This window comes from Citrobacter sp. UYEF32, assembly GCF_040546205.1.
Lineage (GTDB): Bacteria > Pseudomonadota > Gammaproteobacteria > Enterobacterales > Enterobacteriaceae > Phytobacter > Phytobacter diazotrophicus.
The window spans coordinates 553526-566819 of record NZ_JBEPNI010000005.1; the positions used below are offsets into that span (position 1 = coordinate 553526).

Sequence of the window (13294 nt, forward strand, 5' to 3'; positions counted from 1 at the left end):
CCGCTACGGCGGGTTTTTTTATTCCTGTGTTTTATTTGTATGACTAATAAACATCGCGCATACAAATTTGTATTGGTGATATTTGACCAGGGATTACTCTTCTGTGAAAAGACTCTTTTCTCCACACGTCATGCCATTCAGCGCCATTATTGAGGCCTGCTGGAAGGAAAAATATAGCCTGGCGCGTTTCACGCGCGACCTGATTGCCGGGGTAACAGTTGGCATCATCGCCATTCCGCTGGCCATGGCCCTGGCCATTGGTAGCGGCGTTGCGCCGCAGTACGGGCTTTATACCGCCGCTGTCGCCGGTATCGTCATCGCACTGACCGGGGGCTCTCGCTATAGTGTTTCCGGCCCTACCGCCGCTTTCGTCGTCATTCTCTATCCCGTATCGCAGCAATTTGGTCTCGGTGGGCTGCTGGTAGCGACGCTGATGTCAGGCGTCTTTTTGATTCTGTTTGGCCTCGCCCGCTTTGGGCGCCTGATCGAATATATTCCCGTTTCCGTCACGCTGGGCTTTACATCAGGTATCGGGATTACCATCGGTACCATGCAGATAAAAGATTTCCTCGGTTTGCAGGTTGCCCATATGCCGGAACATTACCTGCAAAAAGTCGGCGCGCTGGCAATGGCACTGCCGAGTATTAACCTCGGTGATGCGGCCATCGGTGTCGTTACCCTCGGCACCCTGATTTTGTGGCCTCGTCTGCGCATTCGCCTGCCGGGGCATTTACCGGCACTGCTTGCCGGTTGTGCCGTGATGGCGGTGGTTAATCTGATGGGTGGTCATGTCGCCACCATTGGCTCTCAATTTCACTACGTACTGGCAGACGGTTCACAGGGCAACGGTATTCCACAATTGCTGCCACAGCTCGTGTTGCCCTGGGATTTGCCGGGTTCGAGCTTCACCCTGAGCTGGGCCTCTCTGCAGGCGCTGCTGCCCGCCGCGTTCTCGATGGCGTTACTGGGGGCCATTGAGTCTCTGCTCTGCGCGGTTGTGCTTGATGGCATGACCGGAACACGCCATAAAGCCAATAGCGAGTTGATAGGTCAGGGGCTTGGGAATATTGTCGCGCCTTTCTTTGGCGGCATCACCGCTACGGCGGCGATTGCCCGTTCAGCGGCCAACGTCCGCGCCGGAGCATCGTCCCCGGTCTCCGCCATTATTCACGCGGTTCTGGTGATCCTTGCCCTGCTGGTGCTCGCTCCCCTGCTCTCCTGGCTGCCGCTTTCCGCCATGGCCGCGCTGCTGCTGATGGTGGCCTGGAACATGAGTGAAGCGCATAAAGTGGTAAACCTGCTGCGCCGCGCGCCGACAGACGACATTATCGTCATGCTGATTTGTATGTCGCTGACCGTGTTGTTCGATATGGTTATCGCCATTAGCGTGGGTATCGTTCTGGCATCACTACTGTTTATGCGCCGTATCGCGCGCATGACCCGTCTGTCGCCTGTCAATGTAGACGTGGCGGACGATATTCTGGTGTTGCGTGTGATTGGCCCGCTGTTTTTCGCCGCCGCCGACGGTCTGTTCACCGAACTGGAATCGCGGATTGCAGGCAAACGGGTCGTGATACTCAAGTGGGATGCGGTACCGCTGCTTGATGCGGGTGGGCTCGATGCCTTCCAGCGTTTTGTCAATCGCCTGCCGGAAGGCACCGAGTTGCGCGTCAGCAATCTGGAGTTTCAGCCGCTGCGCACCATGGCGCGAGCGGGTATCAAACCCATTGCGGGCCGGTTGTCGTTCTGGCCAAACCGTGACGCCGCGTTAGCGGATTTATGATGAACCCGATGCCCCGTAGCGCTTGCGCATCAGGGCATCTACCGCCTGCTGCAGCCATTGCAGCAGGTCTGGCGTCACCCAGGTTCCTTTCATGAGATGCGGCTCCTGCTGCATCGACAGGCGAAACTTCTGTTGGGTTTGCGGATCGGTTCCGGCATAGGACTGGAACAGCTCCAGCCAGGCGTTTGCCAGCGCCTGCGCCTCTTCTGACTGCGGGTCAAGCCCCTCGAGTGCCGCCTGGCGAACGCGACTGACTAACGGCGGCCACTCCATCATCCGGTCAAAATAATGCGCGCGGGTAAATGCCATCTCTTCTGGCGTCAGATAGCGCTGCCAGATAGCCAGTTTGCTTTCGCCGAAACTGCGGGTGATGAAATTAATTGTCGCATCATCAATTCCGGTCTGTTCACGCATTTGCGGCTCAACCAGGTGCATCTCATTGAGCCGGGTCAAAAACTCCGGCCTGCGGGCAGTATCCTCCTCCAGGCGCGTCATCCAGCGCGTTGCCAGATCCATCGCCTTTTCATCATCAACCGGGCACCCCTGCGCCATCAGCGCTTTAGCTTCCGCCACCATGTTCGCCCATACAAGGCTGCGCTCTTCGTCATGCGCGGCAAACGGTAGCTCGCGCAATTCCTCAGCACTAAACCAACGGTTATACATATTCGTTAACTCCAGTGTCAGTAGCCAGGACTCCAGGTCAGGTTCAGCCCCGCTTTCCATTCCACGCTTTAACATCAGCAGTTGCTGGCGCAACGTCTGGATCGTGCGCATTTGCACATCAAGCAAGCTGATTTGTTCATTGAGCAGAACGTGAAGCGGACGCGTCTCCCGCGCCAGGTAATCCTTGATAGCTGCCAGCGCCATACCCGCCTTCGCCAGTACCTGAATCATATGCAGGCGTTTGACGTCAGCGAGATTGTATAAACGGTAACCGGCAGCACTTCGGGATGAAGGCGTAAGTAGACCGATATGTTCGTAGTGGTGCAGTGTACGGACAGTGATCCCGGCACGACGTGCCAGTTCACCAGCTTGAATTAACATAACGGCTCCTTTTCTTCCCCTTGACTGCCACTCTCGGGCCTAACGTTACGTAAGGGTCAAGAAAAAAGCCAAAAAAAACGGCTTCCTGAGGAAACCGCTTGTTTGTGTTGCTATACGTTAGCTATGACCGTGTCCGTCACGGCGGCAGCGTTTGTCGTAATGGCGTACCCACCAGTACTTATCACAGACCTGCTCATGGCCACCAATACGCGCGCCTGCAAGCCAGAGTACTGCGCCGACAAAAATGCTGAGAATGGCGCCGTGGGCGAAGAACTGCGGCAGATTAAGCTGCGGCAACTGATTCAGAACAGAGTAACCCACGCCGACTACCATCACGACTAACCCCAGGCCCATAAGCACATTACCGAGTAACGAAGCGTTTTTGCGTTTCATGGTGTCACCTCCGGAACGATGGGTTGAAAGGGAATAACCCCAATGCTTGTGGGTAAAGTATAGACAGGGGGGGTTATGGCGATTGCGCCCAGGATCACAATTACACATATTAAGACCACATATATTTACAAATAACCCTCTGAACTAGTTGTATTTCTAATGGTTCAAATAGGTAATCATTGCCCTTTTCCCCGTTTCGTCCTGAGAACTTTGTCATCACGCGCCGCACGACGTAAACTACGCGCCAGATATTGACCTGGTCAGGAAGAAAAAGTGACGATTAAACTGATTGTCGGGCTGGCAAATCCCGGCGCGGAATATGCCGCGACACGCCATAATGCAGGCGCCTGGTACGTCGATCTGCTGGCTGAACGTTGCCGCGCCCCGCTACGTGAAGAACCGAAGTTTTTTGGCTATTCCTCACGGATTAATCTGGCGGGCGAAGATGTGCGTCTGCTGGTCCCCACGACTTTTATGAATCTCAGCGGCAAGGCCGTTGCCGCAATGGCAACCTTTTATCGCATCAACCCGGACGAAATCCTGGTTGCCCACGATGAACTGGACTTACCGCCGGGCGTGGCGAAGTTTAAACTGGGCGGCGGTCATGGCGGCCACAACGGGTTGAAAGACATTATCAGTAAACTGGGCAATAACCCCAATTTCCACCGTTTGCGCGTGGGAATTGGTCATCCGGGCGATAAAAACAAAGTTGTCGGTTTTGTGCTGGGTAAACCGCCTGTTTCTGAACAGAAATTGATTGACGAAGCGGTAGATGAAGCGGCACGTTGCACGGAAATCTGGCTGAAAGACGGCCTGACAAAAGCGACCAACCGTCTGCACGCCTTTAAGGCCCAGTAACACGTGCCCTCTGGCATTTTTGCCGCGCGATACAACGGTTACGTGTATAATAGGCAAAGTTATTAACTTTTATGCAATCTGTTTTATATAACGGATTGATTATTCAGAAATTAAGGTAATCACATCATGGGATTCAAATGCGGTATCGTTGGCCTGCCCAACGTAGGTAAATCCACCCTGTTCAACGCGCTCACCAAAGCAGGTATTGAAGCGGCAAACTTCCCCTTCTGTACTATTGAGCCGAACACCGGTGTCGTACCGATGCCCGATCCGCGTCTGGACAAGCTGGCGGAGATCGTCAAGCCGCAGCGTATTCTGCCAACCACGATGGAGTTTGTGGATATCGCCGGTCTGGTTAAAGGCGCATCCAAAGGTGAAGGCCTGGGTAACCAGTTCCTGACCAACATTCGCGAAACCGAAGCCATTGGTCATGTGGTACGCTGCTTTGAGAACGACAATATCATTCACGTGAATAATAAAGTGGATCCGGCGGATGATATCGAGGTTATTAATACCGAGCTGGCGCTGTCTGATCTCGACACCTGTGAGCGCGCTATTCATCGCGTACAGAAAAAAGCCAAAGGCGGCGATAAAGACGCGAAAGCAGAGCTGGCGGCGCTGGAAAAATGTCTGCCTCAACTGGAAAACGCAGGCATGCTGCGTGCGCTGAAAAACCTGACCGAAGAAGACAAAGCCGCGATCAAATACCTGAGCTTCCTGACGCTCAAGCCGACCATGTACATCGCGAACGTTAACGAAGACGGTTTTGAAAATAACCCCTACCTCGATAAAGTGCGCGAAATCGCCGATGCCGAAGGTTCTGTTGTCGTTGCCGTGTGTGCGGCGGTTGAGTCCGATATCGCTGAACTCGACGATGCAGACCGCGAAGAATTTATGGCCGAACTGGGCATTGAAGAGCCGGGTCTGAACCGCGTTATTCGCGCCGGTTATCAGTTGCTGAACCTGCAAACCTACTTCACAGCGGGCGTGAAAGAAGTGCGCGCATGGACGATCCCGGTTGGCGCAACTGCCCCGCAGGCGGCAGGTAAAATTCATACAGACTTCGAAAAAGGCTTTATCCGTGCGCAGACCATCGCGTATGAAGACTTTATCACCTACAAAGGTGAACAAGGCGCGAAGGAAGCGGGCAAAATGCGCGCAGAAGGTAAAGATTACATCGTGAAAGATGGCGACGTGATGAACTTCCTGTTCAACGTCTAAATAAGTTTTGTTGTCTCATGAGGTGTCAGAACATCTCTTGAAGCTCACAAAACCCTCTAAAATCCACGCACTTGCGTGGATTTTTTTATTCCATATTGTCTCATGTGATCTCATGGAAGCGCAGTCTAAAATGAGTACATAGATGTCTCACCTTCTTTAGCTGAAATTAAGCTTTGATTTAACATTAATTTGCTAAGGATGATTTGTTATAAGCCATGCATTTTCATTGTTAGACAGGGGGAACTACGGCTCTTATCTTCGTCATGATTTGTAAATTTTACGCAATTACTTGATGAGGGAGCAATTTTGTCCACCTTACTGACCCGCTTAAAAACAAAACCCACGCACTTTACCCTTGCCCTCAAAATTGCCCTGCTCAGCAGCGTGGTGGCTTTCTCTTCTGCATCGTTTGCCGATGAAGCCTTAAAAGAAGGGATTACACCAGCGACGGACGCTAGCCAGATCCCGGCGGCGGCAAAGCTGCGTAAAGACACTGTGGTGGCAGGCATTTCTGAACCGCAGGGTATTTTTAACCCCTATTTCTTTGTCAACGGCTGGGACGAAAACGTCACCAATGTGATTTTCTCACGCCTGATCGACTGGGACAGCCACGGTAATCTGGTGCCAGGCCTGGCGGAAAGCTGGAGCGTCAGCCCGGACAACAAGGTCTATACCATTAAGCTGCGCCCGAACCTGACTTTCAGCGACGGCTCGCCGCTGACCGCTGAAGACGTGGCGTTTACCCTGACCGTGCTGTATGACCCGAAATACGATGGCGATACCGATATCACCCTCGCCAATATTGCGGGCGGCGCGGAGTATAAAGCCGGGAAAGCCGATAGCGTCAGCGGCCTGAAAGTGATCGACCCGCTGACCTTACAGGTCACCACCACGCAGCCAGGCGCGACAACGCTTGCGAAAATCGGCGGCCCGGTGCTGTCAAAAGCGTATTACGGTAAAGGGTATCAGCGCGGCAACCTCGATTATCTGCGTACACTGCACGGCAAACCGCTGGGCAACGGGCCGTATGTCTATGAAAAATATATTCCGGGTCAGGAGATTCGTTTCCACGCCAACACCCATTTCTACCGTGGCACACCGCCGACGCCGCGCTTTATCTACCGCGTGACCAACCCGTCCACCAACTTCCAGTTGTTCCAGACCGGCGAAACCGATTATGACGCGTTCACTTCGCGCCCGGATGATATCGAACAACTGAAAATGCTGGGCTTCGCCAATATCAACCTGTTCGGCTCCAGTGACTACAGCAAAGTGGAATTTAACGTGCGTCGCCCGGCGTTACAGGACGTGAAAGTGCGCCAGGCGCTGATTTACGGCCTCGACCGCCAGAAGCTGATTGATGTGGTTTATCAGGGCTACGGCAAAGTGGCGATTGAACCTATCGCCCCGATTTCATGGGCGTATAACACCGACGGCGTGAACCCGTACAAATTCGACCCGTCGCAGGCGAAGAAACTGCTAGATGAAGCGGGCTGGAAACCGGGGCCGGACGGCATCCGCGTGAAGGACGGTAAACGTCTGGAGCTGACGCTGCTGGTCAGCAAGAAAGTACTGAACGATGCGCTGATCCCCATCGCCAAAGAGAACTGGCAGCAGATTGGCGTACTGCTGAAACCGCAGGTGGTGGATTTCAACGCTCTGATGGCGCAACGCAAAGCGGGCAATTATGACCTGGCCTCGTTCAGCACCAGCACGCTCAACGATCCGCATGATGGTGTGTGGGATTACTACAGCACGGAAGCGAAAGAGTCCGGCTATAACAATCCGCAGGTTGATAAGCTGATCAATGAAGGCAATGCGGTGCTGGACGTGGAAAAACGCAAACCGATCTATCACCAGCTCTATAAAGTGCTGGCGGACGATCCACCGGCGATTCTGCTGGGTAACCGCGAGATTCTGTCGGCCAGCAGCGCCCGCGTCACCGGCTTTAAGCCGGATATCTACAACGGACTGACCGGTAGCCTGCCGGATGTGAAAATCGTCAAGTAATACTAACAACTGCCGGGGATCTCCGGCAGTTGTCATGAGAAAGCTATGCGAAATTTTATCCTCAGGCGACTGCTGCAAACCCTGCCAATGCTGCTGCTCGCATCCCTGATTATTTTTATGCTGTTCGCAAAAACGCCGGGCGACTTTATCGACGGTAACATTACCCTCACCGCCGCCCGCGCCGCCGAACTGAAAGCCATTTATGGCCTCGATCAACCACTCTTCAGCCGTTATCTGCACTGGCTCGGCCAGTTGCTGCGCGGCAATTTGGGGTTCTCGCTGCAATACCAAATCCCGGTGAGCCAGCTACTTAACCAGTACATCTGGAACTCGTTCCTGCTGGCAAGCGTTGCGCTGGTGTTTTACTGGGGCATCGGGCTGGCGGTGGGCATTGCCTCGGCGCTGAAACCCAATTCGCTGTTCGATCATCTGGTGAGCGTGGTGGTGTTCGCCGCCATGTCATTCCCGACCTTTTTCCTCTGCCTGTTGCTGATTAAGTGGTTCGCAGTCGATCTGCACTGGTTGCCGGTGGGCGGCATGACCAACACTGGCAGCGACGACAGCGGCTGGGCGTGGGTGATGCAGGTTGCGGCGCATCTGGCGTTGCCGGTTATGGCGCTGGTCATGTTGCAGGCGGGCAGCCTGACGCGCTACTTCCGCGCCAGCATGCTGGACGTGGTGAAGATGGATTTTATCCGCACCGCGCGCGCCAAAGGGCTGCGCGAACGTACGGTGATCCTCAAACACGCGCTGCGCAATGCGCTACTGCCGATCATCACCCTGCTCGGTTTTGAGCTGCCGGGGCTATTTTCCGGCGCGATCATCACCGAAAAGGTGTTTAACTGGCCGGGCGCGGGGCATATCCATATTGATTCGCTGGCCGCCCGCGATTACCCGGTGCTGATGGGATTCACCCTGTTTCTGGCGGTATTAACCATTGTTGGTAACTTGATTGCCGATGTGCTGTACGCGTGGGCCGACCCGCGCATTCGCGTGAGGTCGTGATGTTCGGTTCCCTTTTCTCAACGAATCGCCGCCTGCGCAAGGCGGAAATTCCGGCGCTGGCGCTGGCCACGCCCTCTCCGTGGCGTCAGGCGTGGAAAGCGCTGCGCCACAATCATCTGGCGATGTTGTGTCTGGTTCTGCTGGTGGTCATGACCATCTGGTGCGTGTTGGGGCCGGTGTGGTCGCCGTGGAAAGATGACGCCACTGACGCGCTGATGATTAATAAACCGCCTGGCGCAGCGCACTGGCTGGGCACCGATTTTCTTGGCCGCGATATTTATACCCGCCTGCTGCTTGCCGGGCGTATCTCGCTGATTATTGGCCTGTTGACCATGCTGCTTTCGGTGGCGCTGGGCTACCTGCTGGGCGCGATCTCCGGTTATGTCGGCGGCTGGACGGACAAACTGATTATGCGCCTTGCGGATCTGGTGATGACGATCCCCAGCCTGCCGCTGCTGATTGTCGCCGGGGCGATGTTGTCAGAGCTCGATTTCTCGCCCGATTCGCGCATCTACATGGTGGTGGTGATGCTCAGCCTGCTGGAGTGGCCAAAGCTGGCGCGGCTGGTGCGCGGACAAATCCTCTCGCTGCGCGAACGCGATTTTATGTTGGCGACGCAGGTACTGGGCCTCTCTTCGCGCCGCCGCCTGTTCGGCCATCTGTTACCGAACACCATTCCCATTCTGGTGGTGATGGCGACGATGGCGGTGGCAAATGCCATTCTGATGGAATCTGCGCTCAGCTATCTCGGCCTTGGCGTCGTACCGCCAACACCGTCGTGGGGTAATATGATGGATGCGGCCAACAGCCTGATCGATTTTCAGCGTCGCCCGTGGCTGTGGATGCCGCCGGGTATCGCCATTTTTCTGACCGTCATCGCCATTAACGTGCTGGGCGATGGCCTGCGCGATGCGCTGGATCCGAAGATGAAACGGAGCCTGAAATGAGCGAGCCGCTAATTACCTTTAACAACTTATCCATCTCCTTCGCCAGCGAGCAGGGGCGCGTGCGCGCTGTGCAGAATTTCTCATTTGCCATTCAGGCCGGGCAAACCATTGGCGTGGTGGGTGAATCCGGCTGCGGCAAAAGCGTTACCGCCATGTCGCTGATGGGGCTGTTACCGCCGCAGGTTGCGCGTATCGACGGTGGAGAAATCCGCTTTCAGGGCACCGATCTGCTGCGTCTGAAGCCATCGAAAATGGCCGATCTGCGTGGTAATCAGTTAGCGATGATTTTTCAGGAACCGATGACGGCGCTCAACCCGGTGCTGACCATCGGCGAGCAGCTCTGCGAACCGCTGATTCGCCATCGCGGTGAAACACCCAAAGCGGCCTGGGCGCATGCCACGCAACTGATCGCCGATGTCGGGCTGGCGCGGGCGGAGAGCCTGATGAGCAGCTATCCGCACCAGCTTTCCGGCGGCATGTTGCAGCGCATCATGATTGCCATGGCGCTAAGCTGCCAGCCAAAACTGCTGATTGCCGACGAACCAACCACGGCGCTGGATGTCACCGTGCAGGCGCAAATCCTGCGCTTACTGCGTGACCAGGCGCGGGCGCAGCAGATGGCGCTGATGCTGATCACCCATGATTTGGGCGTTATCGCGCAGATGGCGGAACACGTCGTAGTGATGTACGCCGGGCGCATCGTTGAGCAAGGTCCGACCGCCGACGTGCTGCGCAACCCGCTGCACCCTTATACCAAAGGGCTGATCGCGTCGCGCCCTGTTCCGGGCGAGCGCCGACGCCGCCTCTATTCGATTCCCGGCCAGGTGCCGGATCTGGCCGAACTGCCGCCGTACTGCGCGTTCTACGATCGCTGCGAACGCGCTACGCCGCAGTGCCGCGCGGGCATTCCGCCGCTGATCGGGCAAACGCGGCAAGCCGCATGTATTCACACTGAGTTAGCGGAGCCGGTTGCATGAGCCAGCAATATGTCATTGAAGTAGATGGTCTGAAAAAGCACTTCCCGCTGCGCGACGGGCTGTTTGGTCAGGAAACCGGACAGCTACGCGCCGTGGATGGCGTCAGTTTTAACATTCGACCCGGCACCATTTTTGGCCTGGTGGGCGAATCCGGCAGCGGTAAAACCACCGTCGGACGCACGCTGCTGGGGCTGTATGACAAAACGGCGGGTAGCGTGAAGTATCGCGGGCAAGAGTTGCAGGATTTGACGCCGAAACAGATGCGTGCGCTGCGCCCGAAAATCCAACTGGTGTTTCAGGATCCTTACAGCTCGCTGAACCCGCGCATTCGCATTGGCGATGCGATCGGCGAAGCGATGCTGGAACACAAGCTGTGCAGCAAAGCGGAACTGCGCGACAAAGTGCTGGAGGTGATGAAAATCTGTGGCCTGGCGCCGCAGCATTACAACCGCTTTCCCCATGAGTTCTCCGGCGGCCAGCGCCAGCGTATTGGCATTGCCCGTGCGCTGATCCTCAACCCGGATTTTATTATCGCCGACGAACCCATCTCGGCTCTGGATGTCTCCATCCAGGCGCAAATCATTAATCTGTTCTCCGATCTGCGCGATGAGCACGGCGTCACCTTTCTGTTTATCTCTCACGATCTTGGTGTCGTGGAACATTTGTGTGATGACGTGGCGGTGATGTATCTGGGGAAACTGGTGGAAACCGCCAGCCGCGATGCGCTGTTCAGCCAACCGCTGCACCCTTACACCCAGGCGCTGCTGGCGGCGGTGCCGACGCTCGACCCGGAAAGCGAACCCGTGGCGGTGGTGCAGGGAGAAATACCCGATCCGTCACGCCCGCCCTCCGGTTGCCGTTTCTCTTCACGCTGCCCGCAGGCAACGGAACGCTGCCGCATTGAAATTCCGGAACTGCGCGAAGTGCGCCCTGGTCATCAGGTGGCGTGCCACTGGGTGGAGTCGGCGCAATAAATATGCTCTGGCATAGGCGGAGGTTTTTCAGATGCGCCTATAAGGCTTTGTTACCAGCCGCGCCCTAACAGGCGCATACGATCTGACATTCGCATTAAACTTCGTTCCTTATGACCCGTAAACGCGCATCCCGGATAAGGGATAGATAACTGCTTACCTATTTTATCCTCTTCAAGCGGGTGCTTTATGTGTTCTTGTATCATCGCTGGAGTCCCCTTTATTCTCGTAACAACGCCGCTAAATGTGCAGTGCGAGATGTTTCCTGCTCTTCCCGTTACAGTAAATCGCATAACTGTTGGCGCTGTCGTTGCAGTGCGCTATCGGTGCGGCTGCGTGGCCACGACAAGGTAATGGGCAGTGTGGTACGAATTCGTCCTGGATGCGGCGACATGACGACTACACGATCTGCAAGGTAAATAGCCTCCTCTACATCGTGGGTCACCAGCAGAATACTCAACGAAGTTTGCTGGCGAATCGTCACCAGCATGTCCTGCAATTGCTGACGTTTTAAGGCGTCCAGTGCACCGAAAGGTTCATCCAGCAGCAATATCTCTGGTTTAGCGGCAAGCCCACGGGCAATCGCCACCAGTTATTCATTAATTCGGAGACAAGTCTCTAAACTAATGGATTAAACAACACAAACAAAAGCATTTAAAAACATAACAATATGATTAATAGTTTTAGAAAATCAGGGACTGCGGTGACCCATCACTTAATCCTTATGCTGGCCCGACTGTCACCGAAACAAGGGGTAAATCCGCTTCATACCTGGCCCAACTATCCTCTAACAAAATCCACGCCATCGCGTGGATTTTCTTTTTGTCGCGCCTTAAGGGGATTATGGGCACAATTACCGACTAAATCGCTGTCTGGCGCTATCCGTTACAGGTGTGAATAATGACACGAGAGTGCCCTCCGGGTCGCGGAATTGTAGTGTCCTGTTCCCCCAGGGCATATCCTTTGGCTCATGGACAAACGCCACACCGTATTCTTTTAATCTGTTAAATTGATGGTCTACATCTTCTACCAGAAACTCAAGGATTGCGGATTGGTTCGCGGCTGGTTTTGCGCACCCTTCCTTAAACAATGCCACCGTTTCTTCGCTTCCAATGGCTATTACGGCCCCCGGGGTTACAATTTCGGCAAAAACCGGGGCAAGCCAGTCAGCGCTAAAACCTGTAACGAATTCATAAAACTCAACAACTGTATTGATGTCTTGCACAATGAGTCGGGTAGAAACTAATTTCATACAATATTCTCCAGGTTGCGGCAGGAACAGCATCAGGAGGTATCATCATTCATATCTACTGACACCGTGGTGGCAACAGGAAAAAATAAATGAGACGTGCGGACAGGCTTTTCCAGATAATCCAAATACTTCGCAGGAAAAAGCTTCCGGTTACTGCAGCAAGGCTGGCAGAAGAACTTGAGGTGTCTAAGCGCACGATTTATCGGGATATTGCCGACCTGGCCGGGCAACGGGTTCCTGTAGAGGGAGAAGCGGGAACAGGATACATACTGAGCTCAGATTACGATATGCCCCCTTTAATGTTTACCGCAGAAGAACTAGAGGCGGTCTTTTTGGGGGTTGAATTAGTAAAACACCTGCCGGATGCCACCCTTGCTAACAATGCAAATGATGTCCTGTCTAAAATAGCTTCGGTGATTCCTGACAAGTTGATGTGTTTTTTAAATGACGCAGCCGTTGCCGTTAAACCCGAAAACTCTGGCATAGAGAAAGTAGACACTCGCCTGATCCGGGCGGCGATACGCGATAGCCGGAAAATGTTTCTGGAGTACCGTGCCGCAGATGGAACGATATCGAAAAGGATTATTTGGCCGATCATATTAGGATATGACCTGACGCATTGCTTGCTCATCGCATGGTGTGAGGAAAAACTGGACTTCCGCCATTTCCGTGCTGACCGCATGTTGAATATTGTTGTGCTCAACGAAAAAATTGGCATCGATAAAAAAAGCCTCAGGATGAAATGGGAAAAATGGCGTAGCTCCCAGGGCTACGATATTTAAAATTAACCTTACATAATATGTATGCTGTTTTTCAGAAAACGTTATTGCAAT

At 54.4% G+C, this 13294-nt stretch carries 12 protein-coding genes and 1 pseudogene; 9 read left to right on the plus strand and 4 right to left on the minus strand.

Annotated elements, in window-relative coordinates; genetic code table 11:
* Positions 1-103 precede the first annotated feature (103 nt).
* Positions 104-1783 (plus strand): C4-dicarboxylic acid transporter DauA, encoded by a 1680-nt coding sequence (gene dauA / locus ABIB59_RS17180; RefSeq protein ID WP_317078794.1) that lies wholly within the window; start codon positions 104-106, stop codon positions 1781-1783.
* Here dauA and ABIB59_RS17185 read toward each other — a convergent pair.
* Positions 1778-2827, minus strand: coding sequence for a MerR family transcriptional regulator (locus tag ABIB59_RS17185; RefSeq protein ID WP_079496558.1), 1050 nt, complete (start codon positions 2825-2827; stop codon positions 1778-1780). The two genes, dauA and ABIB59_RS17185, sit on opposite strands and share 6 nt — an antisense overlap.
* A 117-nt stretch (positions 2828-2944) precedes the next feature.
* The gene (ychH, locus tag ABIB59_RS17190) at positions 2945-3220 is read right to left on the minus strand and encodes a stress-induced protein YchH (RefSeq protein WP_039079205.1); all 276 of its coding nucleotides are present in this window, start codon (positions 3218-3220) and stop codon (positions 2945-2947) included.
* A gap of 273 nt (positions 3221-3493) precedes the next feature.
* On the opposite strand from ychH, the gene pth reads away from it, so the two are divergent.
* The 7 genes from pth to ABIB59_RS17225 all read left to right on the plus strand — a co-directional run bounded on the left by pth (position 3494) and on the right by ABIB59_RS17225 (position 11212).
* The gene (gene pth, locus ABIB59_RS17195) at positions 3494-4078 is read left to right on the plus strand and encodes an aminoacyl-tRNA hydrolase (RefSeq protein WP_039079206.1); all 585 of its coding nucleotides are present in this window, start codon (positions 3494-3496) and stop codon (positions 4076-4078) included.
* A gap of 126 nt (positions 4079-4204) precedes the next feature.
* Complete coding sequence (gene ychF / locus ABIB59_RS17200) at positions 4205-5299, plus strand: redox-regulated ATPase YchF (RefSeq protein ID WP_039079207.1); 1095 nt, start codon at positions 4205-4207, stop codon at positions 5297-5299.
* 306 nt (positions 5300-5605) lie between these two features.
* Positions 5606-7309, plus strand: coding sequence for an ABC transporter substrate-binding protein (locus ABIB59_RS17205; protein WP_071194015.1), 1704 nt, complete (start codon positions 5606-5608; stop codon positions 7307-7309).
* 45 nt (positions 7310-7354) lie between these two features.
* Complete coding sequence (locus tag ABIB59_RS17210; RefSeq protein WP_071194014.1) at positions 7355-8314, plus strand: ABC transporter permease; 960 nt, start codon at positions 7355-7357, stop codon at positions 8312-8314.
* On the plus strand, positions 8314-9261 hold the full coding sequence (gene opp4C / locus ABIB59_RS17215) for an oligopeptide ABC transporter permease (RefSeq protein WP_354036292.1): 948 nt from the start codon (positions 8314-8316) through the stop codon (positions 9259-9261). Before ABIB59_RS17210 ends, opp4C begins: the two co-directional genes overlap by 1 nt.
* Entirely contained in the window at positions 9258-10238 is a 981-nt protein-coding gene (locus tag ABIB59_RS17220; protein WP_354036294.1) for an ABC transporter ATP-binding protein, read from the plus strand. The genes opp4C and ABIB59_RS17220 overlap by 4 nt, the downstream gene beginning before the upstream one ends.
* Entirely contained in the window at positions 10235-11212 is a 978-nt protein-coding gene (locus ABIB59_RS17225) for an ABC transporter ATP-binding protein (protein ID WP_193795951.1), read from the plus strand. Before ABIB59_RS17220 ends, ABIB59_RS17225 begins: the two co-directional genes overlap by 4 nt.
* Positions 11213-11486: 274 nt before the next feature.
* On the opposite strand, the pseudogene ABIB59_RS17235 reads toward ABIB59_RS17225, so the two are convergent.
* Together ABIB59_RS17235 and ABIB59_RS17240 are read right to left on the minus strand one after the other, a co-directional pair.
* Positions 11487-11798 (minus strand): annotated as a pseudogene (locus ABIB59_RS17235) (ABC transporter ATP-binding protein); the annotation flags it as partial.
* A gap of 264 nt (positions 11799-12062) precedes the next feature.
* Complete coding sequence (locus ABIB59_RS17240) at positions 12063-12461, minus strand: VOC family protein (RefSeq protein WP_110294919.1); 399 nt, start codon at positions 12459-12461, stop codon at positions 12063-12065.
* Positions 12462-12550: 89 nt separating this feature from the next.
* Between ABIB59_RS17240 and ABIB59_RS17245 the strand changes: the two genes are divergently transcribed.
* On the plus strand, positions 12551-13243 hold the full coding sequence (locus ABIB59_RS17245; RefSeq protein ID WP_079496563.1) for a helix-turn-helix transcriptional regulator: 693 nt from the start codon (positions 12551-12553) through the stop codon (positions 13241-13243).
* Positions 13244-13294 lie beyond the last annotated feature (51 nt).